This is a genomic window from Pseudarthrobacter xylosi (assembly GCF_055412765.1).
This window is the reverse complement of the sequence record NZ_JBVAYT010000003.1, coordinates 234811-258736: the sequence shown is the minus strand read 5'-3', so window position 1 is coordinate 258736 and position 23926 is coordinate 234811. Positions and strand designations below refer to the sequence as shown.

The 23926-nt window shown below is 64.4% G+C and carries 24 protein-coding genes and 1 tRNA gene; 9 read left to right on the top strand and 16 right to left on the bottom strand.

The window, feature by feature from the left end:
- Nucleotide 1: 1 nt before the first annotated feature.
- The 8 genes from prcA to ACZY1F_RS08700 form a co-directional block, all read right to left on the bottom strand.
- Entirely contained in the window at nt 2-745 is a 744-nt protein-coding gene (gene prcA, locus ACZY1F_RS08735) for a proteasome subunit alpha (protein ID WP_463941350.1), read from the bottom strand.
- Between the two features lies 1 nt (nt 746).
- Nucleotides 747-1565, bottom strand: coding sequence for a proteasome subunit beta (gene prcB, locus ACZY1F_RS08730; RefSeq protein ID WP_463941349.1), 819 nt, complete (start codon nt 1563-1565; stop codon nt 747-749).
- A gap of 82 nt (nt 1566-1647) precedes the next feature.
- A complete protein-coding gene (locus tag ACZY1F_RS08725; protein ID WP_056339984.1) occupies nt 1648-1851 on the bottom strand; it encodes a ubiquitin-like protein Pup in 204 nt (67 codons plus the stop codon).
- 84 nt (nt 1852-1935) lie between these two features.
- Nucleotides 1936-3609, bottom strand: coding sequence for a depupylase/deamidase Dop (dop, locus tag ACZY1F_RS08720; protein ID WP_463941348.1), 1674 nt, complete (start codon nt 3607-3609; stop codon nt 1936-1938).
- Nucleotides 3606-5357, bottom strand: a complete 1752-nt coding sequence (arc, locus tag ACZY1F_RS08715) for a proteasome ATPase (protein WP_463941347.1) — start codon at nt 5355-5357, stop codon at nt 3606-3608. The genes dop and arc overlap by 4 nt, the downstream gene beginning before the upstream one ends.
- Before the next feature lie 83 nt (nt 5358-5440).
- On the bottom strand, nt 5441-6514 hold the full coding sequence (locus ACZY1F_RS08710; protein WP_463941346.1) for a tRNA (adenine-N1)-methyltransferase: 1074 nt from the start codon (nt 6512-6514) through the stop codon (nt 5441-5443).
- Between the two features lie 113 nt (nt 6515-6627).
- Nucleotides 6628-7794: a site-2 protease family protein gene (locus ACZY1F_RS08705; RefSeq protein ID WP_463941345.1), complete on the bottom strand. Its 1167-nt coding sequence runs from the start codon at nt 7792-7794 to the stop codon at nt 6628-6630.
- On the bottom strand, nt 7791-8528 hold the full coding sequence (locus tag ACZY1F_RS08700; protein WP_463941344.1) for an HAD family hydrolase: 738 nt from the start codon (nt 8526-8528) through the stop codon (nt 7791-7793). The genes ACZY1F_RS08705 and ACZY1F_RS08700 overlap by 4 nt, the downstream gene beginning before the upstream one ends.
- Nucleotides 8529-8678: 150 nt before the next feature.
- Here ACZY1F_RS08700 and ACZY1F_RS08695 point away from each other — a divergent pair, with 150 nt between their 5' ends.
- Nucleotides 8679-9584, top strand: coding sequence for a PAC2 family protein (locus tag ACZY1F_RS08695; protein ID WP_056339966.1), 906 nt, complete (start codon nt 8679-8681; stop codon nt 9582-9584).
- Here ACZY1F_RS08695 and mshC read toward each other — a convergent pair.
- Complete coding sequence (gene mshC / locus ACZY1F_RS08690; protein WP_463941343.1) at nt 9581-10858, bottom strand: cysteine--1-D-myo-inosityl 2-amino-2-deoxy-alpha-D-glucopyranoside ligase; 1278 nt, start codon at nt 10856-10858, stop codon at nt 9581-9583. The genes ACZY1F_RS08695 and mshC overlap by 4 nt on opposite strands.
- Before the next feature lie 15 nt (nt 10859-10873).
- The gene (locus tag ACZY1F_RS08685; protein ID WP_463941342.1) at nt 10874-11707 is read right to left on the bottom strand and encodes an undecaprenyl-diphosphate phosphatase; all 834 of its coding nucleotides are present in this window, start codon (nt 11705-11707) and stop codon (nt 10874-10876) included.
- A 50-nt stretch (nt 11708-11757) separates the two neighbouring features.
- On the opposite strand from ACZY1F_RS08685, the gene ACZY1F_RS08680 reads away from it, so the two are divergent.
- Entirely contained in the window at nt 11758-12693 is a 936-nt protein-coding gene (locus ACZY1F_RS08680) for an aldo/keto reductase (RefSeq protein WP_463941341.1), read from the top strand.
- Between the two features lie 55 nt (nt 12694-12748).
- Here ACZY1F_RS08680 and ACZY1F_RS08675 read toward each other — a convergent pair whose 3' ends face one another.
- On the bottom strand, nt 12749-13015 hold the full coding sequence (locus ACZY1F_RS08675; protein WP_463941340.1) for a hypothetical protein: 267 nt from the start codon (nt 13013-13015) through the stop codon (nt 12749-12751).
- 39 nt (nt 13016-13054) lie between these two features.
- On the opposite strand from ACZY1F_RS08675, the gene ACZY1F_RS08670 reads away from it, so the two are divergent.
- Entirely contained in the window at nt 13055-13288 is a 234-nt protein-coding gene (locus tag ACZY1F_RS08670; RefSeq protein WP_056339951.1) for a DUF5703 family protein, read from the top strand.
- A gap of 38 nt (nt 13289-13326) precedes the next feature.
- Here the strand turns inward: ACZY1F_RS08670 and ACZY1F_RS08665 are convergent, their stop codons facing one another.
- Both ACZY1F_RS08665 and ACZY1F_RS08660 read right to left on the bottom strand, forming a co-directional pair.
- The gene (locus tag ACZY1F_RS08665; RefSeq protein WP_463941339.1) at nt 13327-14487 is read right to left on the bottom strand and encodes an acyl-CoA dehydrogenase family protein; all 1161 of its coding nucleotides are present in this window, start codon (nt 14485-14487) and stop codon (nt 13327-13329) included.
- 12 nt (nt 14488-14499) lie between these two features.
- Nucleotides 14500-15804 (bottom strand): M20/M25/M40 family metallo-hydrolase, encoded by a 1305-nt coding sequence (locus ACZY1F_RS08660; RefSeq protein WP_463914337.1) that lies wholly within the window; start codon nt 15802-15804, stop codon nt 14500-14502.
- Between the two features lie 174 nt (nt 15805-15978).
- On the opposite strand from ACZY1F_RS08660, the gene ACZY1F_RS08655 reads away from it, so the two are divergent.
- Nucleotides 15979-16061: transfer RNA gene (locus ACZY1F_RS08655), tRNA-Leu, on the top strand.
- A 460-nt stretch (nt 16062-16521) separates the two neighbouring features.
- A complete protein-coding gene (locus ACZY1F_RS08650; RefSeq protein ID WP_056339942.1) occupies nt 16522-16824 on the top strand; it encodes a DUF4193 domain-containing protein in 303 nt (100 codons plus the stop codon).
- A 112-nt stretch (nt 16825-16936) separates the two neighbouring features.
- Here ACZY1F_RS08650 and ACZY1F_RS08645 read toward each other — a convergent pair whose 3' ends face one another.
- Nucleotides 16937-17401 carry a GatB/YqeY domain-containing protein gene (locus ACZY1F_RS08645; RefSeq protein WP_463941338.1) on the bottom strand — a complete coding sequence of 155 codons (465 nt, stop codon included), beginning with the start codon at nt 17399-17401 and terminating at the stop codon, nt 16937-16939.
- Between the two features lie 124 nt (nt 17402-17525).
- Between ACZY1F_RS08645 and ACZY1F_RS08640 the strand changes: the two genes are divergently transcribed.
- The 4 genes from ACZY1F_RS08640 to ACZY1F_RS08625 are packed head-to-tail and all read left to right on the top strand — an operon-like array spanning nt 17526 to nt 21674.
- Nucleotides 17526-18263 (top strand): M50 family metallopeptidase, encoded by a 738-nt coding sequence (locus tag ACZY1F_RS08640; RefSeq protein WP_463941337.1) that lies wholly within the window; start codon nt 17526-17528, stop codon nt 18261-18263.
- Nucleotides 18264-18273: 10 nt separating this feature from the next.
- Nucleotides 18274-19401 carry a glutathione S-transferase family protein gene (locus ACZY1F_RS08635; protein WP_463941336.1) on the top strand — a complete coding sequence of 376 codons (1128 nt, stop codon included), beginning with the start codon at nt 18274-18276 and terminating at the stop codon, nt 19399-19401.
- Between the two features lie 17 nt (nt 19402-19418).
- Entirely contained in the window at nt 19419-20528 is a 1110-nt protein-coding gene (locus ACZY1F_RS08630) for a serine hydrolase domain-containing protein (RefSeq protein ID WP_463941335.1), read from the top strand.
- A gap of 27 nt (nt 20529-20555) precedes the next feature.
- Nucleotides 20556-21674, top strand: a complete 1119-nt coding sequence (locus ACZY1F_RS08625; protein WP_463941334.1) for an FUSC family protein — start codon at nt 20556-20558, stop codon at nt 21672-21674.
- On the opposite strand, the gene ACZY1F_RS08620 is transcribed toward ACZY1F_RS08625, so the two are convergent.
- Both ACZY1F_RS08620 and ACZY1F_RS08615 read right to left on the bottom strand, forming a co-directional pair.
- Nucleotides 21671-22582 carry a MaoC family dehydratase gene (locus tag ACZY1F_RS08620; RefSeq protein ID WP_463941333.1) on the bottom strand — a complete coding sequence of 304 codons (912 nt, stop codon included), beginning with the start codon at nt 22580-22582 and terminating at the stop codon, nt 21671-21673. The two genes, ACZY1F_RS08625 and ACZY1F_RS08620, sit on opposite strands and share 4 nt — an antisense overlap.
- Nucleotides 22579-23919 carry a 3-oxoacyl-ACP reductase gene (locus ACZY1F_RS08615; protein WP_463941332.1) on the bottom strand — a complete coding sequence of 447 codons (1341 nt, stop codon included), beginning with the start codon at nt 23917-23919 and terminating at the stop codon, nt 22579-22581. Before ACZY1F_RS08615 ends, ACZY1F_RS08620 begins: the two co-directional genes overlap by 4 nt.
- Nucleotides 23920-23926: the final 7 nt, after the last annotated feature.

The following is a 23926-nucleotide window of genomic DNA, read 5'->3' as shown; positions in this document are numbered from 1 at the left end:
CTCAGTCCTCCTCAGCAAGCAGCGCCGTGATATCAGCATCGTTGAGCCGCCGGAAGGCCCTGCGGAAACCCCGGGAGGTCTCCGACTGCCTGTCCAGGACGGCAACTTCCACGGCCTTGGCGGGAAGGGTTCCTCCCGCTTCGCCCTGGTCAGCGGCCTGGTCAGCGGTCTGATCGGCGCTGCTGGACAGGCCGCTCGTAGCCAGGCGGACAGCACCAGCGAACCTCAGGGACGGTCGCCAGCCTTCGGCGATGACCGCAGACACACGCTCCGCCTGGCCGCCCATAACGATGAAGCCGTGCTCGTCAGCGATGGACCCGTCGAATGTGAGCCGGTAGAGGTGGTCCAGTTCCGGCGTGGGGCCAACTTCGGCCACCGCGAGTTCCACTTCAAAGGGTTTCTGTTCGGCGGTGAAAACAGCGCCGAGGCTTTGCGCGTAGACGCTGGCGAGCCCCCGCGCCGTGACATCCTCGCGGTCGTACGAGTAACCACGGACATCCGCGTAGCGCACCCCGGCCTGGCGCAGGCTTTCGAATTCGTTGTACTTGCCGACGGCGGCAAAAGCGATTTTGTCGTAAATCTCGCCGATTTTGTGGAGTGAGGGCGAAGGGTTTTCGGCGACCAAGGCGATGCCGTCCTGGCAGCTGATGACCACCACGGACCTGCCGCGGGCGATGCCTTTCCGTGCGAAGTCCGCACGGTCCTTCATCAGTTGTTCAGGCGAGACATAAAACTGCTGCGTCATCTCAGGCCTCCCGCCGCTCGGCCGACCGGGCTTCGATAATCCTGCCCGCCACAGCGGCAAGCTCGGATTCGGGGATACGCCGTGCGCCATCCCTGTTCACGGTGTACACCACCGGCCACAACTGGCGGACGGGGTCCGGACCGCCGGTAGCGGAGTCGTCGTCGGCCGCGTCGTAAAGCGACTCGACCGCCACGGAGACGGCCTCGGCTTCGGCCAGGTTGGGCCGCCAGAGCTTCTTCAGGGCGCCGCGGGCAAACACGGAACCGGAGCCCACAGTGTGATGCTCGCGTTCCTCGTACCGGCCGCCGGTGACGTCATAGGAGAAGAGCCGGCCCACGCCGGCAGTTGTGTCGAAGCCGGCAAACAACGGCACAACGGCGAGTCCCTGCAGGGCCATCGGCAGGTTCCCTCGGATCATTGCCCCAAGGCGGTTGGCTTTGCCGTCGAGGCTCAGCAGGGTGCCCTCGATCTTTTCGTAGTGCTCCAACTCCACTTGGAAGAGCCTCGTCAGGTCAATCGCGATGCCTGCCGTGCCGGCGATCCCCAGCACCGAATACCTGTCGGCCGGGAACACCTTTTCGATATGCCGGCTGGCAATGATGTTGCCCATGGTGGCCCGCCGGTCACCGGCCATCAGGACGCCGCCACCATAACTCATCGCCACGATGGTGGTGGCATGGGGCACCTGCAAAGGAGCCGCCCCAGCTGCAACAGGCATGGCCCGGTTGTACGGAAGCAGGTCCGGCCGGTCGCGCTGTAGATGCTCGGTGAATGAGGATGTCGCGTTGCCGGCTACCTGGTTGGCGGTTGTTTCCTGCACTGATGCACTCCTTGTACGTGGTCCCTCAACGTCGGTACAGATTCCGGCCGGACGCGGCTTCCGCCACCCACCCGGTTCCGGGTTACTGGCCGCCCTTTTGGACGAAGGCGCGCACGAATTCCTCGGCATTGGACTCCAGGACGCCGTCGATCTCATCGAGGAGGTCGTCGACGCCCTGGGTGGCAGCCGATGCCTGGGCTTCCGGGGCCGCCGGAGGAGCCTCGGGGATCTCGTCCTCGACCTGGCTGTCGTGTGATTGTGGCTTCTGCTGCTCCTGGCCTGCCATGGTGATCTCTCCTCTAAAATCCTCGGATCCGGGTGGATCTGCTGATACGCCCATATTGCCACGCCGTCCGTCCGACGGCGTGGTTTACGCCGCAGGCGGAGCGGTGTTTTGCCCCAAAAGTTCGGCGAGGAACGGACCTGCCGTCCGGTGGCGCGCAAACAGCCCTCCCGTGAGGGCCTTCGTGCCGCGCAGGGGTTCCCGGGTTGGCACGCGCTGGAGCCGGCCGTAGCCCGGCACATCGAAGATGACCGAGTCCCAGCTGGCCCCCACCACGTCTTTGCCGAAGCTACTGATGCACCGTCCGCGGAAGAAAGCACGCGTGTCCGACGGCGGTTCGGTCATCGCTGCGGCAATGGCACCGTCGTCGACGATCCGCTGCATGCGGTTCCTGGCAAGAAACCGGTAATACAGCCCCTTCTCTGGCCTGATGTCTGCCCACTGGAGGTCCACAAGGCCAAGCCTTGCGTCGCCCCAGGAAAGGTTGTCGCGGTTCCGGTAGCCGTCCAGGAGGGACAGTTTGGCCAGCCATTCCACGGAGGTGGCCGCCGCGTTCCTGTCGGAATCGAGCTGGGTCAGCGTGGCAGCCCAGCGTTCCAGCACGTCATGCGTATGGCCGTCCCCGTCCACGGCATCGGAAACGCCGGTGTCCTGAGCCAGTTTTGCCGCCGCCTCGTGGTAAATCCACTGCAGGTCCAGGGCCGTCACGCGGCGCCCGTCCAGCAGCCTGAGTTTTGCTGTCAGCGACGTATCGTGGCTGACCGTCTGCAGGGCCGCGACGGGTTCGTGGACCTCCACCTTGGGCGCCAATCCCGCCTCGATCAGGCTCAGGACCATGGCCGTGGTGCCGAACTTGAGATAGTTGGAAGATTGGCTCAGGTTGGCGTCGCCGATGATCACATGCAGGCGCCGGTACTTGTCGGCGGTGGCGTGCGGCTCATCCCGGGTGTTGATGATGGGACGTCGGATGGTGGTTTCCAGGCCTACTTCGGCCTCGAAGAAATCGGCCCGCTGGCTGATCTGGTAACCGGGCGTGGAGCTGTCCTGCCCCAGGCCCACCCGACCCGCGCCGCACATGATCTGGCGTGTGACGAAGAACGGTGTTAGTCCCCGCACGATGTCGCCGAAGGGCACCGAGCGCGGCATGAGGTAGTTCTCGTGGGAACCGTAGGAGACGGACTTGTTGTCCGTGTTGTTTTTGTACAGGTTGACCGGGGGCAGCTCCGGATCGGCGGCCAGCCGACGGACGGCCGCCAGCGCTACGAGGTCCCCGGCCGCATCCCAGATCACTGCATCGCGCGGGTTGGTCACCTCGGCACTGGAATACTCCGGATGGGCATGATCCACGTAGAGGCGGGCTCCGTTGCCCAGGACCATGTTCATCAGAAGGCTGCCGGACTCGTCGTCGCCGTCCAGTTCCAATTCCTCGCGGCCGTAGGCAAGCGCCACGGCTTCCGCGTCGAGGACGGGCGGCTGGTCCGTCAGCTGGCTGGGGTGGGCCGAGGCCCGTTCCAGGGTCCAGCCGCGGGCGTCGTGGAGGGGCTCCTCGTCCGTATAATCCCACCGGGTCTCCGCCCCTCCGGCTGCCCTTTGCCGCGTCACCTGCGCATAAGCCTGGACAACACGGGCGGACATCATGGTGGCGTTTGCGCCCGGCGCCGACGGGGCGTGGATGCCGTATTCCGTTTCCGCCCCCATAACGCGCATGGCCCCGCCGGCCGGGAGCCCTCCCCCGCTGGCGCGGTCCGCGGCAGCCGTCATAGGTACTGTCCCGTGTTCGGCATCGTTTCGATGGACTTGCCGGGCTCCTGGCCTGCCTTACCCTGCACGATGGTGCGGATGTAGGTGATCCGCTCCCCCTTCTTGCCTGAGATCCTCGCCCAGTCGTCCGGGTTCGTGGTGTTGGGCATGTCCTCGTGCTCGCGGAACTCATCCACCACGGCACGCAGCAGGTGCTCGATCCGAAGACCCTTCTGGTGCAGGGTCAGGAGATCCTTGATGGCGTACTTCTTGGCCCGGTCCACGACGTTCTGGACAACAGCACCTGAATTGAAGTCCTTGAAGTAGAGCATTTCCGTATCGCCGTTGGCGTAGGTGACTTCCAGGTACTCGTTGGACTTCTCCGTGGAGTACATGGCTTCAACCGTGCGCTGGACCATGGCGTCCACCGTCGCCTGGACGTCCCCACTGTGTTCGGCGAGGTCGGACTCGTGGAACGGCAGGTCCGTGGTGATGTATTTGTTGAAGATGTCCGCCGCGGCCTCTGCGTCGGGGCGCTGGATCTTCACTTTTACGTCGAGCCGGCCGGGACGGAGGATGGCGGGGTCGATCATGTCTTCGCGGTTGGATGCACCGATCACAATGACGTTGTCCAGCCGCTCCACGCCGTCTATCTCGCTCAACAGTTGCGGGACGATGGTGGTTTCGACGTCAGAGGAGATCCCGGTTCCGCGCGTACGGAACAGCGAATCCATTTCATCAAAGAAAACCACCACTGGGCTGCCGTCCGAGGCCTTCTCGCGGGCCCGGGCGAAGATCAGCCGGATGTGGCGCTCCGTCTCGCCCACGTATTTGTCCAGAAGCTCCGGTCCCTTGATGTTGAGGAAGTAGCTCTTCAGGTCCACATTGCCGGACCGCTCCGCCGCGCGGGCGGCAAGCGAGTTGGCAACAGCCTTCGCGATCAGGGTCTTGCCGCACCCTGGCGGGCCGTACAAGAGAATTCCCTTCGGGGCTTTCAGCCCATGCTCCCGGTAAAGGTCCGGGTGCAGGAAGGGCAGCTCCACAGCATCCCGGATCTGCTCGATCTGCGGACCAAGGCCGCCGATATCCTCGTAGGTGATGTCGGGGACTTCTTCGAGGACCAGGTTTTCCACCTCTGAGCGGGGCACTTTTTCGAGAGCGTAACCGGTACGCGAATCGATGGACAGGGCGTCTCCCACCCTGAGCTTTTCGGCAAGCAGTGCTCCGGACAGCCTGATGACACGCTCTTCATCGGCCCTCCCCACCACCAGCGCGCGGTCCGTTCCGAGCATTTCCTTCAGGGTTGCGAGTTCACCAGCGCGTTCGTAGCCGAGGCCAGCAACAATAAGCAGTGCTTCGTTGAGCAGGACTTCCTGGCCCACCGCCAGCTGGTTGATGTTGACCAGGGGGCTGATGCCCACCCGCATCTTCCGGCCGGCGTTGAAAATATCCACCGATTCTTCGGTGGCAGCCTGTCCGCTGCTGCCCGGCGAGGGCAGCCGCCTGGGGTTGAGCTGGAGCACTGTACCGAAGCTGTAGGGGGGCTGGCCCTCCTGGTCCAGGGCATTTTTCAGCCGCAGGATCTCGGCTTTGGCCGCTTCCAGCATGCTGACCAGCTTGGCGTTGTTCTGCGTGGCGGCGGCCAACTGGCGGTCAATGTGCCTGAGTTTGTCGCGGAGGACATTGGCCTGCCGGTCCGCAGCCGACAGTTCGTTGGCGGCGGACTGCTCCGCCGGTGTACGTCCGGAGTCCTGATTCGGCGTCTCCATGGTGCATCAGCCCCTTCCTGCTCTTCTTCTTTAGACCTTAGCCCCAAGTTGGCAGGTACTGCTGGAGACTCCCGAAATGTGGACTAGTTCGTGATCTCCGGTTCGTCCTTGACGTTGGTTCCGGCGATGGCGTCCCGCGCGGCCCGGCGGAGCTTCTTGTCGGAGACCAGGCGTTCGCCGACTGCACCCGGGGTCCAGGCGTTGACGTCTTCTTCGTTGAACCCGGTCTTCGAGGGGCGGCGCTTGACGGAGATGCCGGTGACGCCGTCGGCAAGCCGGCGCGTGACCAGCAGGAAGCCAGTGTGGGCCACCATGCGGTGGTCCGGACGTACGGCCAGGCCCTCAAGGTGCCAGCCGCGGACCATGGACTCCCAGGCATCGGGTTCGGTGAAGCGGCCGTCAGCCCTGATGGCCTCCGCGGTCCGGGACAGCTGGGTGACCGTGGCCACGTAGTTGATCCAGACGCCGCCTGGCGCGAGAACGGTGGCAACTGCGTCGAGGCATTCCCAGGGTGCCAGCATGTCCAGCACCACACGGTCCACGGACCCGGGCGCCTCGGTGCGGACCACTTCCTCCTGGAAGTCACCGAGGGAAATCTTCCACGCCGGGTGCGGGCCGCCAAAGATCGTTTCCACGTTCCCGCGGGCGATGTCCGCAAATTCCTCACGGCGTTCGAAAGAGTGCAGGTAGCCGTTGTCGCCAACGGCCCGGAGCAGCGAAATGGACAGCGCGCCCGAGCCAACGCCGGCTTCAACAACCCTGGCGCCGGGGAAAATATCGGCCATGGTGACGATCTGGCCGGCGTCCTTCGGGTAGACCACAGCGGCGCCACGCGGCATGGAGAGGACAAAATCCGAGAGGAGCGGGCGCAGAGTCTGGTACTGCTGGCCGACGTTGTTCACAACGACTGAGCCATCAGCATTTCCGATGATCTCGTCGTGGTTCAGGAAGCCCCGGTGCGTGTGGAAGGCGCCGCCACTTTCAAGGGTGATGGTGTTCATGCGGCCGCGCTCGTCGGTCAGCTGGACCCGTTCCCCTTCGCGGAAAGGTCCGCGGCGGCGGGCAGCTCCCACCGGCTGGGTGCCATTGGCAGCCCCTGTGGTGGACGGCGCTGTGGTGGATGGTGCTGCGGCTTCGGCGACAGATTCGCTGCTCATGGATTTTCCTCGCTCCTGTAAAACTGTGGGGCCACGCATCGAAATAAGTCCGCCGGGTGCGGCGCAGGCCTCCGGGCGGCCACGCGGCGGCAATGCACGGCCGGCACGTAACTCTACCGGCTTTGACCCTGCGGATGCCTATTCGGCCGGTCAGCCTTGCCGGTGATCGCGGCCACCACAACGTTCTGCGTCAACAGGCCGGTGACCGTCCCATGATGGTCCACCACTGCGTATTCGTGTCCGTCAAGCTGGGAAAGGTACTGGATAAGTTCCTGCCCCTGCGACGATTCAGGCACGTAGGCTCCAGCGGCGAGGGCATAGGACACGGCGGTGGCAGGAGTGGAACCGGCCGAGTCGTCAGGAACAGCGGCGAGGGCGCCGGTGTCCACAACACCCTGCGGGCGTCCATCCGGGCCGCAGACCACAACTGCCCGGGACCCTTCCTGAGAGAGCCTGCGGATGTCCGCCACGGTTGCGGTGGTTGGAATCCCGACGGCGGGCGCCGCCAGGGCAGCGGCGCTGACCAGGTGCATCCTTCCGCGCAGCGTGCCCTGCTGGATGGACGCGCTGGCACCCATCCACAGGAAGCCGCCGACGAGGACGGTGATCATCAGTAGGCTGAAGTCGGGCGCATCACCGGCCAGCAGCGGCCGGGCTACGAACCAGAAACCCAGCGCCACCACGATGACGCGGCCGGCCCAGCCGGCGGCGACGGTGCCTTTGGCCTGGCTCCCGGTTGCTTTCCACACGGCGGACTCGACGATCCGGCCGCCGTCCAGCGGGAGTCCGGGCAGGACATTGAAGATGCCAATGACGAAGTTGGCCCAGACAAAGATATTCGTGAGGATATCGGCCACGGTGCCCATGCTGGTGGTGGTGAGGACCACCCAGGCGCCGCCGGCGAGGACCAGGTTGGCCGCCGGCCCTGCCAGGGCCACGATCACCGAGCGTGCCGGCGTCGCGGTGAAATTCTCAAACTGGGTGTGGCCGCCCCAAAGATTCAACACGATCTTCTGTGTTTGCCAGCCGTAGATTTTGGCCGTGAGGGCGTGCGCCAGTTCGTGGACCAGGACGGAGATCAGGAGCAGCAGGGCGTAGGCGAACGCCACGTAGTACGCGGAGATGCCCAGTGCCGGATTCTGCTCCAACAGGACCGGCCCGAAGGCAATGACGGTAAAAGCGGCAATCACAAACCACGAGTACGCCAGAATGACCGGGATGCCGGCGATCCGGCCGAGCGGAATTCCTTCGCGGCGGGCGGGCGCGGGCTTGGAAGTCATGACCGGCTCCCCGTCATAGGCACGGCAGATCCGGCCGTCGCGGCGGCCAGGCTGCGCGCTGCAATGGCCTCCAACTCGGAAACGGTTCGTCCGGCCAAGGACTCCCAGATGATGTGCCTGGGATCTTCGGGGATCGGGACAATGTGAGGAATGGCCACGGTGGCGACGCCCGAGGCCACAGCAGCAGCCACTCCTGGTGCTGAATCCTCGAGGGCGACGCAGTGATCTACGGTCAGATCCGGGTCCGCCGCCTGAAGCAGCTCCACGGCCTTCAGGTACGCTTCCGGGTGCGGTTTGCCCTGGGCGACGGTGTCCCCTGTGACCAGGAATTCGAAGTAGGGCTTGGGCAGGCTGTCCACTATTTCGCGGGCCAACGGCTCCTCTGACATGGTCACCAGCGCGCACCGGACCCCCGCGCGGTGCAGGTCATCGAGGAGTTCCCTGGCCCCGGGACGCCAGGGAACAGTGCGCTGGACGCTCCTGATGACCTCGGCGGTCAGCGTGTCGATGATCTCCCGGCGCTCCAGCCGGACGCCGGCCGCCTGCAGGATTCGGGCCGAAAACGTCAGTGACTGTCCCACGAGCTGCATGGCCTGCCCATGCGACCAGGTGCCGCCATGGGCTTCCACAAGGGCGTGCTCGGCGGCAATCCAGTAGCGCTCCGTGTCCACAATGGTGCCGTCCATATCCCAAAGAACGGCTCGGAGCGGGGAAACGGAGGGTACGGATTGCATGGTCCCAGTCTACGGGGCGCACCTGAACGCCAGCCGGTGGATACGCCCTCGGCGAATATCGGCATATCCGTCAGGCGCCCACGCGCCGCGGCGCACTTTTTGGCCCTTCATTCAATGCATCCCGCCGGTTCTTGGACGTAGGGTGATGGGATGAATAGCTTCGACGGAGACACCGCGGAACCGGGTGCCGCACCTGAACCGGAGCAGTTCCTGCTGCCAGTGGCGGACGGGGAGCGCATTACTGTGATGCTGGCCGCATTTGAAGGCTGGAATGATGCCGGGGAAGCCGCGAGTGACTCGCTGCGCTATCTCAACCGGGTCTGGGGCGGCAAGAAGGTCGCGTCCATTGACGCCGACGAATACTACGATTTCCAGTTCACCCGTCCCACGGTCCGCCGGAACGCCTCGGGGGAACGCAAGATCAAGTGGCCATCCACGCGGATCTATAAGGCCAGTGCGCCGGATTCGAATGTGGACGTCATTTTCGTACAGGGCATCGAGCCGTCCTACAAATGGCGGGCGTATACGGCGGAGCTGCTGGTCCACGCAGAAGCGCTGAAGGTGGACTACGTGGTCTTGGTGGGCGCCCTTCTGGCAGACGTTCCGCACAGCAGGCCGATTCCGGTCAGCACATCCTCGGACGACGCCGTGCTGCGGGAGCGCCTCAACCTCGAAGCCTCCCAGTATGAGGGTCCCGTCGGTATCGTCGGAGTCCTGTCCGAAGTTTCGCTGCTGGCCGGCCTTCCCACCGTTTCCCTCTGGGCAGCCGTCCCGCACTACGTGGCGCAGGCCCCCTCACCCAAGGCGCAGCTGGCTCTCCTGCACCGGGTCGAGGAGCTGATCCAGGTCCCGCTGGACACCCACGAACTGGCCGAAGAGGCCGCCGCGTGGGAACGCGGAGTCGATGAGCTGGCAACCGAGGACCCGGAGATCGCCGCTTACGTCCGGCAGCTGGAAGAGGCAAAAGATACCGCCGATCTTCCCGAGGCAAGCGGGGAATCCATCGCGCGCGAGTTTGAGCGCTACCTCAAGCGTCGTGGCCGGGACAAGCCCTAAAGCACGACGCCGAGCAAGGCATCCAGAGCGTCACTAACCAGCGCCTGATCATGCTGGCTGCCCGCTGCCGCGGCGGAATCCGCTGCGGCAGCCCAGCGGTCGATAGCTTCCAGGGCAGCCGGTGCGTTCAGGTCAGCGGCGAGGGCGGACCGCATCTCGGCGATGAGGCCGGACGCCGATCCTTCCGGCGCGGTGGCAAGTGCCAGGCGCCACGCAGCCAGCCGGTCTTTTGCAGCCTCAAAGCCGTCCGCGGTCCAGGACCAGTCTGAACGGTAATGGTGGGCAAGGATGGCCAATCGGATGGCGGCCGGATCTTCTCCTGCGGCCCGAAGTTTGGAGACCAGGACCAGGTTGCCCTTGGACTTGCTCATCTTTTCGCCGTCCAGGCCCACCATGCCCGCATGGGCATAGTGCTGGGCCAGCGGCACTTCGGCGAGGGAATATGCGTGACCGGCACCCATCTCGTGATGGGGGAAGATGAGGTCCGAGCCGCCGCCCTGGACAGTGAAGGGTGCTGGCAGGTAGCGCTGGGCGATGACCGTGCACTCGATATGCCAGCCAGGCCTGCCCTGGCCCAGCTCGCCACCTGGCCAGCTGGGCTCGCCGTCGCGGGCAACGCGCCAGAGCAGGGGGTCCAGCGACTGCCGCTTGCCGGCCCGGCCTGGGTCGCCGCCGCGTTCGGCGAACAGTTCAAGCATTTCGGCTTCACCGAGGCCGGAGATCGAGCCCAGGGTCCAGGCGTCAGGGGCGACCGTCTGCTTGCCGGCAGCTTCGACGTCGTAGTAGACGTCGCCGTCGGGCTCCCCGGCGGTTCCGGGCACGCGGTAGGCCAGCCCAAGTCGGACCAGCCGCTCAATGGCCGGAACAATAATGTCAACTGATTCAACGGCACCCACGTAATGGTCCGGCGAGAGGACGTTCAGGGCTTCCATATCGGTCTGGAACAGTTCAATCTGGCTCGCGGCCAGGTCCTGCCAGTCCACGCCGGTGGCAGTCGCTCGCTCCAGCAGGGGGTCGTCGACGTCGGTGACGTTCTGGACGTAGGAAACCTGTTGGCCGGCGTCACGCCAGGCCCTGTTCAGCAGGTCAAATGCCACGTAGCTGGCCGCATGGCCCATGTGGGTTGCGTCATAGGGAGTGATCCCGCAGACGTACATGGATTGCTCTCCCCCGGCCCGGAGTGTGACTTCACTCCCCTTTGCCGTGTCGAAAAGCCGGATGGCAGGCATGGCGCCGGGCAGCGCAGGGACAGGGCGGGAGGTCCAGGATTTCACAGCCTAAGCCTACGGCTAGGCACTGATGACATTGAAACCGAGCAAAAGATACAAGGCCAGGCCCAGGAAGATCCGGTACCAGACGAAGAGCCGGTAGCTTCGGGTGGAAATGAACTTGAGGAACCATCCGATGATCACGTATCCCACCACCAGGGCGATGACGGTGGCCAGCGCCGTCTCCGGCAGGCCATACGGGCCGGTGATGCCATCCTTGGAGACCACCTTGTACAGCTGGTAAAGGCCGCTGCCGAACACCGCCGGGATCGCCAGGAGGAACGAATACCGCGCTGCGGCTTCGCGCGTGTAGCCCATCAGGAGACCCGCGGTGATGGTGCCGCCGGATCGGGACACGCCGGGAATAAGAGCCAGCGCCTGGGCGAAGCCGTACAAAATACCGTGCTTGTAGGTGAGCTGGGTGAGGTCCCGATCCTGCTTTCCGATGGCGTCGGCCACGGCCAGGAAAAGCCCAAAGACGATCAGCATGGTGGCTACCAGCCACAGGCTCCTCAGCACCGACTCAATCTGGTCCTGGAACAGCAGACCCAGCACGATGATGGGGAGGCTGCCCAAAATCACCAGCCAGCCCATGCGGGCGTCCGGGTCCTGGCGGGAGACCTTTCCGGCCAGCGATCCCGCCCACGCCCGGACGATCCGCACGATGTCACGCCAGAAGTAGATCACCACCGCCGTTTCCGTACCCAGCTGGGTGATGGCGGTAAACGCGGCCCCGGGATCGGATGCGTTGGGCAGGAATTGCCCCACAATCCGCAGGTGCGCGCTCGATGAAATCGGCAGAAATTCGGTCAGTCCCTGCACTAGGCCCAGCAGGGCCGCCTCAAACCAGTTCACGCTAAGACCCTACGTCATTGACCCCGTTGATTCCCCGTAAGCTTGCAGCTATGCAGCAGCGTTACGTCGGCAACAGTGGATTGCGAGTCTCCGCCCTTTCCCTGGGCACCATGTCCTGGTCCCGCGATACCGACGAACAGGACGCCTCGGAGATACTGCGGACGTTTGTCGATGGTGGCGGAAAACTCATAGATACCGCGGCGTCATACGCCGATGGCCGCGCAGAGGCGATGCTGGGATCGCTCCTCGGTGACGTTGTCTCCCGCACCGAAGTCTGCATTTCCACTAAAGCGGGGATGTCGACGTCGGACGGCCGCCGCACGGTGGATACGTCGCGGAACGCTATGCTCTCCGGCCTGGACGCCAGCCTGGCAAGGCTGGGGACTGACTACGTGGATATTTGGTTTGCCCAGGCATGGGACGGCAACGTCCCGCTGGAGGAGACCCTCTCCGCGCTTGAATTCGCGCTCCGTAGCGGACGTGCCCGCTACGCGGGAATCTCCAACTTCAACGGTTGGCAAAGCGCCAAGGCAGCGGCGGTGGCCGGGTTTCCGCTCGTAGCCGCGCAGGCCGAATATTCACTCCTGCAGCGAAAGGCGGAAGCGGAACTGGTTCCCGCCGTCGAAGATGCCGGCCTGGGGCTGATGGCCTGGGCGCCGCTGGGACGCGGCGTCCTGACCGGCAAGTACCGCGGCGCCATCCCCGGGGATTCCCGGGCAGCCAGAACAGACTCAGCACCCTACGTGGAGCCGTATCTGGAAGCGCAGCCGTCCAGCGTTGTGGAAGCAGTGGCCATGGCGGCCACGGGCCTGGGCCGGACGCCGCTGGATGTTTCGCTGAGCTGGCTATTGTCCCAGCATGGTGTGGCCACGGCCATCGTCGGGCCCCGGACTCCCGTGCAGGCCAAAGAAATCATGGCCGCTCAACTGACCCGCCTGCCGCCTGAAATCGCCCGTGCCCTTGAGGACGTTTCCCTGCCCGGCTGACACGCCGGTCAGGGCCGCAGCTGTTGGACATTCCGGCACTGATGGCGCGCAGGTCTCATTCCTGGACGATTTCCAGATCCTCGTCATCGTCGATGCCGGCTTCGTCGTCCTCATCTTCTTCATCATCGAAGACCTGAAGGGGTGTAACTTCGCTGTAAGCCTCGTAGAGTGCGTCTTCATAAACCTCGAACGCATCCGCGACCGCAAAAAAAGCCGCTTCCACTGCGGGATCACCATCGCCACGCCGGTTGGATGCTGCTATAAGGTGTTCTTCCAAGGCGGTTGTCAAGGACTGAAGCGCGACACGCGGATCGATGCTCATGACTTCACGTTAGCCGGAAAAGGACGAAAATGGAGAGCAATGAAGGAACATTTTCTCACCAGCTCGGTCCAGAGGGAACGGGACATTCTGAGGCAGTACGAGTACCTCGTGCTGACGGTCAGTCCTGACGATTCACTACCTGACGCCAGGCGCCGGCTCGTGGAACATTCCGAGTACGGCAAGTGGGAGCTGGAGCGCAGCAAGCTGTACTTGGGCGGCGGCAGGCGCTTCTGGCTCCGCCGCCGGGTGATGCAGGTCCAGCGAACCGTTTAGGTATACACAGGCCAGGGATTCACCGGCCGCCGGCCCGTTCAGGCCTCCAGCGGACCCAGCCACGCATTCGCCACCGTGTTGTGCGCCGACTCATCGTCTGACGGGTGGAACATCCCCGCCAGCACGTCCCGGTAGAGGCGTTCCAGTTCTGACCCGCGAAAGTAGCTGGACCCGCCACTCACCCTGATGGCCAGGTCTACAACGCGGCGGGCCGTTTCCGTTGCATTGACCTTCAGCCCAACAAGTTTGGGAAACCATTGCGGCCCGTGTTCAACGAGGCCATCCACATCGCGGGTGACAGCCAGCAGTTGGGGGTAGAGGATATCCATGGCCATGGCGGCCTCCGCGACCTTCCAGCGGATGTCCGGATCCTGGGCATAGCTTCGGCCGGCGTTCCTGAATGACGTCCGGCGCTTGACAGCCTCGACACCCACGTTCAGGGCACGTTCGCCGATTCCGGTGTACACGGCGGCCAGCAATGACTCGAAGCAGGCGAAGATGGCGAAAATGAGCGGATCGGCGTTGGGCGCCACGGGGAGTTTCCGGAAGATCCGGTTCGGGGGGACCTCGACGCCGTCCAGGACGGTGGTGTTTGACTGGCTGGCCCGCATGCCCAGGGTGTTCCAGTCGTCCAGGATGGTGTAGCCGGCAGCGCCGCGCTCGATGAATCCGTGCACGAGTTCCCCTTCGCCTCCCCTGGCGAGTGTGTCCTTGCCAAAGATACCCAGCCGCGTCCAGGCAGGTGAAAGACTGGTGAAGATCTTGGTACCCGTGAAGCGGTACCCGCCGCCCGGCAAGGGCGCGGCTGCCGTTTTTGAATCAAAGAGGACTGAGTCATTGCCGGCTTCGGAATTGCCGAAAGCATAGATCTCGCCGCGGGCAGTCTCCTGCAGGACGAAGTCAAGGGAATGGTCGCCCCGTGCGGCCAGGACATGGGCGACGCCGGTCCAGACCAGATGCATGTTGATGGCCAAAGCGGTGGCCGGGGCAGCCGTAGCCAGCCGCCGCTGGCACTGCGCTGCCGCCTCGAGCCCAAGCCCCAGGCCGCCGTCGGACGCAGGCACAAAGAGCTTGAGGTAGCCGGCCGCGGTTAGTTCCGCAAGGTCCTCAACGAAAAAGGTGTTGTCCCGGTCATAGCCCGCAGCCCGGCCGCGGACAGCCTCCAGGAGCGGCTCCGGGAGAACTTCCTCGGGCGTCATCTCCTGTCCGGCTCAGTAGTTCGTGAGGAGTGTGTTGAGAACCCGGGCGCCGAACTTCAGCGAATCCACCGGGACCCGCTCGTCCACGCCGTGGAACATCCCGGTGAAATCGAGATCGTCGGGCAGCTGAAGCGGAGCGAAGCCGTAGCCGGTGATACCAAGCCGGCTCAATGATTTGTTATCCGTGCCACCGGAGAGCGTATAGGGAAGCACCTTCGCCCCCGGGTCCTCGGTGTGCAGTGCGTCAATCATGGAATCGACCAGGTTCCCGGCGAAAGGGACCTCGAGAGAGACATCGTTGTGGACGTAGCTGACTTCGACACCGGTCCCTGCGAGCTCCCGCACAATCTCCAGCACGTGGTCCTGCTGGCCCGGGAGCGTCCGGCAGTCCACCAGGGCCTCAGCCGATTCCGGGATGACGTTGTGCTTGTAGCCGCCCTTGAGGAGCGTGGGGTTGGTGGTGTTCTGCAGGGTTGCCCCCACAAAGCGCGCCACAGTGCCGAGCTGGTCCAGCAGGCGGTCAGGATTGTCGGGATCGAATTCCACCCCCGTGAGTTCTGTCACGCCGTCCAGGAACTGCCGCGTGGTGGGCGTCAGCTCAATCGGCCACTTGTACTCGCCGATCCGGGTTACCGCGGCAGCCAGCCGGGTGACGGCGTTGTCCGTGTTGATCTGGGAGCCGTGGCCTGCCCGGCCGTGCGCCACCAGCCGGAGCCAGGAGATGCCCTTTTCAGCCGTCTGGAGCAGGTACGTGCGCTGCCCGCCGATGGTTGCCGAGAACCCCCCTACTTCCGAGATTGCTTCGGTTGCGCCTTCGAAGAGCTCGGGCCGTTTGTCGACGGCGTAGCGGGCACCGTACTCACCGCCGGCTTCCTCGTCGGCGAAGAAGGCAAAGATGATGTCGCGCTTGGGCTTTCGCCCGGATCTGGCCAAATCCCGCATCACGGCAAGGATCATGGCGTCCATGTCCTTCATATCCACGGCTCCGCGGCCCCAGATGAGTCCGTCCTTGAGTTCGGCACCAAAGGGATCCACCGACCACTGTTCACGCAGTGCGGGAACGACGTCAAGGTGCCCATGGACCACCAGCGCGCTGGCGGACGGATCGTCGCCGCTCATCCGGGTGACAACATTTGCCCGGCCAGGCGCCGACTCGAAGATCTCGGCCGAGAGGCCCACTTCTTCGATCAGGCCGGCTGTGTATTCGGCGGCCACCCGCTCCCCCGGCCCGGAGCCGTCCCCGTAGTTCGATGTGTCGATCCGTATGAGTTCCTGGCAGATCCGGACAACTTCATCTTCGGGACGGATTTCAGTCATTGGGCACTCCTCATGAAGGTGACGGCTGCTGGGAACCAAGGGCGGATTCGCTTGCCTTCAGCCTACCCATCCGGGCCGATTTCATGTTCCAGGAAAGTTCATGTAGAGTCTTTCTCGCTGCTTCGGAGAAAAGCGAAACGCTGAAAGGCGGAAACGATCTCCGAATTACCACCTGCGCGGGTGGCGGAATGGCAGACGCGCTAGCTTGAGGTGCTAGTCCTCGAAAGGGGGTGGGGGTTCAAGTCCCCCTCCGCGCACAATGGGAAAACCCCTGAAATCCATGGATTTCAGGGGTTTTTTCTGCTTCCGAGCAGGGGCTCCGGCAGAAGACGGAGGCAGACAGTCGGGCGGAATGGTGGCGCCGAACCCAGTGTGTTCTGGACCGTGCCTTGGATCACGATGAAGGAAGTATGGCCTCGGGGGCTTGCGACCCTAAACGACCTCGCTGGCAGCGAACTGGCCCGGACCAAGGAGCTTGAACTGTTCGACGCGGCGTGGGCGAACGTAGCCAGCGAAGACGACGGTGACAGGACCGTGAGCGCATTCAGGTGGCTGCCGCCAGGGTGCCCAATGTCACTCGACACCGATCCCATCGGGTGTCCGCGCGGAAATATTGGCTTCGCAGAGAAATTTTCCCGCCAAGCTATTGGGGAATACCCGCCGGATGCTGTACGTTGCATACGCGACAGACGAACCAAAGAAAAGAGATACACCTAAGTGGCAACCGATTACGACGAACTTCGCTCCGACGTCAAGGAGTCGCAGGACAACTCACTCGAGGCACTGCAGTCCGCCAATGCACCGGACGCCCGCAGCGTCGTCCTCGAGCTCGATGAGGCCGACGGGCTGGATGGCGCTGGCGTTCCCGGGGGCGAATTCGTTGCCGAGGAACTGGTCGTGCAGGTTATCCCGCAGGCTGAGGACGAGTTCACGTGCTACTCCTGCTTCCTGGTCCGGCACCGCTCCCAGATTGCGCGGCAGAAAGACGGACACAGCTACTGCACTGACTGCGAAGGCTGATTCAAGAACACCCGATATTTTTCCTTGGCGGCAGAGTTCCGCCAACAGGAAGTTAAGGCACGCCCACGCACAGTAGGCGTGCCTTTCCTGTTAACAGGCTCGGGCTGACGGCTCAGGCGAGACGGCCGCGGACGATCTCGCTGACTGCCTTGCCGTCGAAGCGTCCGGCGACTTTGGCCGTGACGGGCTTCATCACGGCGCCCAGCTGTCGCATGCCGGGCTCCACGCCTTCATTCTTCAACCCGGCGATGGTCTCGTCCACAATCGCCTCGACTTCCAAGACTGTCAGGGGCTGGGGCAGGTAGGCCTCAATGATTTCCGCCTCGGCGACCTCAGCTGCCGCCCGTCCGGATTCTCCGGCTTCCGTGTAGATCCTTGCGGTGTCACGACGCTTCGCAGCCTCTTTCTGCAACAACGAGGTCACCTGGGCGTCATCCAGGACAATGGGCGTCTTTCCCGACTTCTCCCGTGTTTCGATCTCGCCCAGGACGTTGCGCACCGTTGTCAGGGCGGTTTTGTGCCGCTCCTTCATATGCACCACAACATCAGCGTGCAGGCGTTCCTTCAAAGTGGTCACGGCATTCCTCGATTCGTTGAGCGCCCCAAACCGGCAGGGCAGCAGGACAGCGGTGAACCATCCCTCTAGTACCGTAGAGGGCTATGGCTGACAATCACCACTCCCGGTCCGGCTGGGAAAGACCTTGATTCCCGAGCAATTGTGGCAACGGATCATTGAAGCCTTCAACCGTGCCGCCATCCCCCAGGTCACTGTCGCTGAACTGGCGGTGGTGCTGGCCCTGGCGACTGCACTCTCCGTTCCCCGTGCCACCTGGAAGTACTTTGGACTGCTGGCCACCGCCACCCACGAACTCGGCCACGCCTTCGCCGCCGTCATGAGCGGCCAACGACTCGGCGGGATCCGGCTCCGGTTGGACCACTCAGGAACAACCACCAGTTACAGCCGAGGCCGGGGCGCCGCCGTCTGGTCAGGGTTCTGGGGCTATCCGGTTCCTGCACTGACCGGCGCTGCCCTGGTAACTTCCGGTTTTGCCGGCTGGGGTCCGGCCGCATTGGCCACCGGAACACTGATCCTCCTGGCTTCGCTGGTGTTCATCAGGAACGTCGCGGGGCTGCTGATCACCGGCCTCGCCGTCGCAGGCGGAGGGGTGCTGGTCCTCGTTGTGCCGCACAATTTCACTGGCCACGTTGCCATCGTTCTGGGCTTGGCCTTGCTGGTGGCCGCCGTCCGGGACCTCGCCAAGCTGACCAATGTGCACCTGCGACGCCGGGACAGGCTGGCCAGCTCCGACGCGTACCTGCTCTTCCGCGCAACGTCCATACCCTCGGGCGTCTGGATCGCGCTCTTTGTGGCCGTTATTGCCGGTTCCTGGCTGGTCGCCTGGCAGCCCATCTCGGCAGTCCTGGTAGCCGGAGCCTAGGCTGGTCCCCATGAGCCAGGAAACTTCGAGCGGGCCAGAGGCCACGAATGCCGCCGACGGCGACAACACGGACAGAGCCGAACACAGCACCCGCGGCGCCTATGTGACCGGCGGTGCCGAGTTCAACCGGGACACCAACTACATTGAGGACCGGATCACCCACGACGGCCGCCCCGGCGTCAATGGCGAGCCCGGATGGCCTGTGGAGGCCGGCCGGTACCGCCTGATTGCTGCCAGGGCGTGCCCGTGGGCGAACCGGACGGTGATCGTGCGCAGGCTCCTCGGGCTGGAGGACGCCCTCTCCCTGGGCCAGCCCGGCCCCACCCACGATGCACGGTCGTGGACCTTTGACCTCGATCCAGGTGGTGTGGACCCGGTCCTTGGCATCGAGCGCATCCAGAGTGCATATTTCCGACGATTCCCGGGCTACCGCCGCGGTATTACGGTGCCGGCCATCGTGGATGTTGCCAGCGGCGCGGTGGTCACCAACAACTTCCCCCAGATCACCTTGGACTTTGCTACCGAATGGACCCGCCTGCACCGGGCCGGAGCGCCGGACCTCTACCCGGAACACCTCCGCGCCGAAATTGACGCCGTCAACAAACGCGTCTTCACCGAGATCAACAACGGTGTCTACCGGTGCGGGTTTGCCGGCACGCAGGAGGCCTACAACTCCGCCTACTCCCGGCTGTGGACCGCCTTGGACTGGCTCGAGGATCACCTCACCGGACGGCGGTACCTCGTGGGTGACACCATCACGGAGGCCGACGTCCGCCTATTCACCACCTTGGCCAGGTTCGATGCCGTGTACCACGGGCATTTCAAGTGCAACCGGCAGAAGCTGACCGAACTGCCCGCCCTGTGGGGCTACGCACGGGATCTTTTCCAGACGCCCGGATTCGGCGACACCATCGACTTTGTCCAGATCAAGCAGCACTATTACATCGTCCATGAGGACATCAACCCCACCGGGATCGTGCCGCATGGCCCCGATCTGTCCGGCTGGCTGGAGCCCCATGGCAGGGAAACGCTGGGCGGCCGGCCGTTCGGCGACGGCACTCCCCCGGGCCCGGTGCGCCCCGGCGAAGAAGTGTCCCCGGGCCACGGAGCGGCTGCACCGCAGGAAAGCGCTTTCTAACCGGCTAGGCTTGGCGCATGCAGAAATCTCATGGCTTTGCAGCGCCCGGCTACGAGGGCGTACTGGATCTGTTTGAGGCACTCCTTGCCGCGGATCCGCAATACAGTGCCCAACTCGCCGCCTACCAGGACGGCGTCAAGAAAGTGGACCTCGTTGGCGGACCACATATCACGGCCAATTCCATCACCGGGGCGTATTCGGTGTCTAAAGGCGTGGCGGCCCTGGTAATTTCCCTGCTCGTCCAGGATGGGCTGCTTGACCTTGACCGGACGGTGGCGCACTACTGGCCCGAGTTCGGTGTCCACGGCAAGGACCGGCTGCTGGTGCGTGAAGCCCTGTCCCACCAGGCCGGCCTGTTGGGCGTCGAAGATGGATTCGCAGTGGACGAATTCACCACTTCCCGAGCCGCGGCAAGGTTGGCAGCGCAGAAGCCGGCATGGCGGCCCGGTACTTGTTTCGGATACCACGCCCTCACCATCGGCATCATCATGGAGGAACTCTGCCGGCGGGTCACGGGAACCAGCCTGCAGAGCCTCTATGACCACCGCATCCGCACGGCCTACGGCATCGACTTCTTCCTGGGACTGCCCGAACAGCTGGAACCGCGCTACCGTGACGTCCTCTACGACGTCGATCCCCTTCAACCATGGCTTGATCCACTGAGCCTGAACGGGCTGAACAGCAACGCGGCAGTCAGCTCAATCATGGAACTTCCCAATCGACGGTCCGTGCGCGCCGCGGGGATGAGTGCTGCCGGCGGTGTGGGTTCGGCGGAGGGCCTCGCCAGGCTCTACGCCGCAGCGACAACCGGTGTGGATGGGCTGGCCCCCTTGCTGACCCCTGAGACTGCCGGTGCCATGTCCCACGAGCAGGTGTGGGGCCTGGACCGGATGTCCGGACTGGACAACGCATTTGCCGTGGTTTTTATGAAGCCGCACGTGTCGCGGAATTTCGGCAGCTACCGAGCCTTCGGCCACGAAGGAGCAAACGCTGCGCTGGGGTTCGCCGATCCCGCTTACGGTCTCGGCTTCGGATACATCCCGCAGCGTGCGGAGGAGGGACGCACCCAGGGTAAAGCGCACCTGCTGGCTGCGGAAGTCCGGCGCGCCGTGTCTGCCTTGTCGTAGCAAGCGACTGCACCTAGTGTGGGGCGGATGGGTGACAATCAAGCGCAGCCGCAGCGCCGGGCCGCCGGTGCACCCAGCCTCCTGAGGAACTCGGTGGCCGGCCTTTCGTCAGCAGTCACGGCTCAGCGCTTGCAGCTGGCGGCGAAGGCAGCTTTAGCCGCCGGCCTCGCTTTTGCTGTTGCTCCCCTGATGCCCGGATCCGCTGCCGAGTATCCGTACTACGCGCCGCTCGGGGCGCTGGTGTCTATGTACCACAATGTGGCCGGATCCTTCCGGCAGGGTCTTCAAGCACTCGTCGGACTCGCCCTGGGTATTGGGCTGGCCTTTGCGCTGGTCAGCGTCGGTGATCCGTCGCCGCTGACTGTGGCGATCGTAATGGGCATCGGTGTGTTGTTGGGCGGCCTCCCCCGCATCGGCTCGGGCAGTGATTGGATTCCGACGGCGGCGCTGCTGGTTCTGCTCGTGGGTGGAAGCAACAAGGACGATTTTTCCTTCGGCTACCTGATTCAGATGGGCGTCGGCGTAGGCGTGGGCATTGCCGTCAACTTCCTGGTCTTTCCCCCCCTGCACTTCGACGCGGCGGCCGCCAGCCTGGGCAAACTCCGGCTGGCCCTCGGGCAACAGTTGACCGACATGGGAACGGCCCTGACTGAAAAATGGCCTCCCGAGCATGAGGACTGGTCCCGACGGTCGACTGAGCTGGCCGAAGCCACCAGCAGGGTCCGGCACCTAATCCAGGAGGCTGACGCGAGCCGCCGGGCCAATCCGCGCAGGCGGTTACATCCCCACGATGTGGATCTCGACTACCGCAACCTTCGTGCTCTGGAGCGGGTGACATTCCACATCCAGGACATGACAGAAGTGCTGTCCGATGTCATCTGGACAGAGGACGCGCCGTACACGGTGCCTTTCGACGACAGTGCACCCCTGGCAGCGGCCATGACCGCCACCGGTGGGCTCCTGGCCTCGCTCGACGGTGAGGATGAAGCAGACCAGCGGCGGCTGTTCGCCGCCGCAAAGTCAGCGGTGGAGGCCGGAATTGTAGCGGTAAAGGAGCGGGCCCAGGAAGATTCGGCCATGACAGCGTCCGAGTCCATCCTCCTGAGCCTGCACCGTATCCTCCGGGCTGCACGGCCGGCGTCCTAGAGCGGTGCCACCGAGCCGCTGAAGTGGCGGCGGCCTGAGCGGGGGTTCCACGCCACAAAGTCGGCCCGCCGCCAGCCCTCGCCAGGCGTCTGCGCCGTGGTGATATCCAGCGCAACGCGGGCCGGCAGGGACACCGGCGCCTCGAACGTGACATCCCACGTGAACGTTTCGCCCTTGGCCGGCCCAACGTCCGCGAGGGCCCTCGAGGCCAGGTACATGCCGTGCGCAATGGAGCGTCGCATGCCCAGGGCCTTGGCAGATAGCACGCTCAGGTGGATTGGGTTAAAGTCGCCTGAAACAGCCGCATACGCCCTTCCCGTATCGACCCCCAAATGCCAAATTGCGGTGGGGTCCGGAGGCGTGAAATTGGCCTTGCCGTTAGGCGGGGTCGGCTTGTCGATGCCAGGGAGGAACACGCCCTTGGCCAGGTAGGAGGAGCGCCCGGTCCACTTGATGTCCGGCGTACCGGCACCTCGGATCTCGGCCACGACGTCCAGTTGTGTGCCTGCCCGGTGACCCTGGAGATTCTCGACCCTGGCCTGGATATCCAGGGCGTCGGTGAAAAGCACCGGTGACCTCTGCTCCACGTGGTTGCTGAGGTGGATCATGCCCAGGAGCGGCAGCGGGAAATCGTCGCGGTTCATCACACTCATGGCCAGCGGGAATGCCAGCGCATGCAGGTACCCGGCCGGCAGGGTGTCCCTTGCCGACAGCCCGATGAGGTGCTGGTAAGCGGTGAGGTTCCCGACGTCGGCCCTTATGCCGCGCACTTCGTGGCCGATGGCCGGAAGAGTTGATCCGTTGTGGGTGCCCAGCACGCGGCGTCGCGCCGCCTGCGCGGCGGCATTGACGTACAGCTTGGACAGGGATGGCATCTCCCCCAGGATGACCGGCTGGACCGTGCTCATGCCCCCACCAGGTTCTGTCCGCAGACGCGCAGCACGTCGCCGTTAATGCCCCCGGCGGCGTCGCTTGCCAGGAAGGCAATTGCCTCCGCGACGTCGGACGGTTGACCTCCCTGTTGCAGCGAATTCAGCCGTCGGCCCACTTCCCGGACGGCAAACGGAATCCGCGCTGTCATGTCTGTTTCGATAAAGCCGGGCGCCACCGCGTTGATGGTCCCGCCGCTCGCCGCCAGAAGATGCGCGGAAGCACGCACCATTCCCATCACGCCGCCCTTGGATGCCGCGTAGTTGGTCTGGCCACGGTTGCCCGCTATCCCGCTGGTGGATGCCACCGAGACAATCCGTGGTGCATTGCGGAAATGCTCCGACGCCAGGAGCGCTTCGTTGATTCTGAGCTGGGCGGCAATGTTGATATTCAGGACAGAGCTCCAGCGGCCGTGGTCCATGTTGGCCAGCAGCTTGTCCCGGGTAATGCCGGCGTTGTGGATGACGATGTCCAGGTGGCCATAACGCTGCACGGCGTGGTCGATGATCCGCTGGCCGGCATCTGCGCCGCTGATATCCAGTTGCAGCGCCGTGCCGCGGACTTCGTTGGCAACGGCAGCCAAATGGTCCCCGGCTGCCGGGATGTCTACTAGGACCAGCGTGGCCCCGTCCCTGTGGAGTGTCCGGGCAATAGCCGCACCGATGCCGCGGGCGGCGCCGGTGACCACGGCAACCTTGCCGGCCAGCGGCTTTTCGAAGTCAGCGGGCAGGTGGCCTTCGCCGGATGAGACAGTCAGGAATTGGCCGTCCACAAATGCCGACCGTCCGGAGAGGAAGAACCGCAGCGCGGCAAGGGTGCTGGGGCTGGTGCTCTGTACTCCCCCGGCGAGGACGATGCCGTTCGCTGTTGCGCCGGTCCGGAGTTCCTTGGCCAGGGAGCGCAGGAAGCCATCCACGCCTTGCCGGGCAGCTGACTGTGCCGGGGACGCACTTTCAGTGGCTGGCCGGGAGACAGTGATGACGCGGGCGCTGGCGCCGAGATCACGCAGTGAGGCCGCAGCGGACAGCACAGGCCTCTCAAGATCCTCCGGCCGGTTCAGCTCATCCAGGACAAGGATGATCGCGCCAAGTTTTTCGCGGGGTACCGCGTGGCGCCGGACGTCCAGGTCCCAGGAAAGTAGCTTGGCGGCCAGTTCGTCGGCTCCGGGGGTGTTGCCCTGGACCAGGACGGGGCCGGTGGCCAGGGGCTGGCCCGGCGTGTAGCGGCGTAGCAGCGCAGGACGGGGCAGGCCCAGCCGTTTGGCGATGTTCTTGCCCACGCCCTGGTTGACCAGGGTGGTGTATTTGTCCGTCATCCGGTGC

Coding starts and splice junctions, on each gene's coding strand:
- prcA (WP_463941350.1), bottom strand. CDS start 745: ATGACGCAGCAGTTTTATGTCTCGCCTGAACAACTGATGAAGGACCGT.
- ACZY1F_RS08725 (WP_056339984.1), bottom strand. CDS start 1,851: ATGGCAGGCCAGGAGCAGCAGAAGCCACAATCACACGACAGCCAGGTC.
- dop (WP_463941348.1), bottom strand. CDS start 3,609: ATGACGGCTGCCGCGGACCGCGCCAGCGGGGGAGGGCTCCCGGCCGGC.
- arc (WP_463941347.1), bottom strand. CDS start 5,357: ATGGAGACGCCGAATCAGGACTCCGGACGTACACCGGCGGAGCAGTCC.
- ACZY1F_RS08710 (WP_463941346.1), bottom strand. CDS start 6,514: ATGAGCAGCGAATCTGTCGCCGAAGCCGCAGCACCATCCACCACAGCG.
- ACZY1F_RS08705 (WP_463941345.1), bottom strand. CDS start 7,794: ATGACTTCCAAGCCCGCGCCCGCCCGCCGCGAAGGAATTCCGCTCGGC.
- ACZY1F_RS08700 (WP_463941344.1), bottom strand. CDS start 8,528: ATGCAATCCGTACCCTCCGTTTCCCCGCTCCGAGCCGTTCTTTGGGAT.
- ACZY1F_RS08695 (WP_056339966.1), top strand. CDS start 8,679: ATGAATAGCTTCGACGGAGACACCGCGGAACCGGGTGCCGCACCTGAA.
- ACZY1F_RS08680 (WP_463941341.1), top strand. CDS start 11,758: ATGCAGCAGCGTTACGTCGGCAACAGTGGATTGCGAGTCTCCGCCCTT.
- ACZY1F_RS08675 (WP_463941340.1), bottom strand. CDS start 13,015: ATGAGCATCGATCCGCGTGTCGCGCTTCAGTCCTTGACAACCGCCTTG.
- ACZY1F_RS08670 (WP_056339951.1), top strand. CDS start 13,055: ATGAAGGAACATTTTCTCACCAGCTCGGTCCAGAGGGAACGGGACATT.
- ACZY1F_RS08665 (WP_463941339.1), bottom strand. CDS start 14,487: ATGACGCCCGAGGAAGTTCTCCCGGAGCCGCTCCTGGAGGCTGTCCGC.
- ACZY1F_RS08660 (WP_463914337.1), bottom strand. CDS start 15,804: ATGACTGAAATCCGTCCCGAAGATGAAGTTGTCCGGATCTGCCAGGAA.
- ACZY1F_RS08635 (WP_463941336.1), top strand. CDS start 18,274: ATGAGCCAGGAAACTTCGAGCGGGCCAGAGGCCACGAATGCCGCCGAC.
- ACZY1F_RS08630 (WP_463941335.1), top strand. CDS start 19,419: ATGCAGAAATCTCATGGCTTTGCAGCGCCCGGCTACGAGGGCGTACTG.
- ACZY1F_RS08625 (WP_463941334.1), top strand. CDS start 20,556: ATGGGTGACAATCAAGCGCAGCCGCAGCGCCGGGCCGCCGGTGCACCC.
- ACZY1F_RS08620 (WP_463941333.1), bottom strand. CDS start 22,582: ATGAGCACGGTCCAGCCGGTCATCCTGGGGGAGATGCCATCCCTGTCC.
- ACZY1F_RS08615 (WP_463941332.1), bottom strand. CDS start 23,919: ATGACGGACAAATACACCACCCTGGTCAACCAGGGCGTGGGCAAGAAC.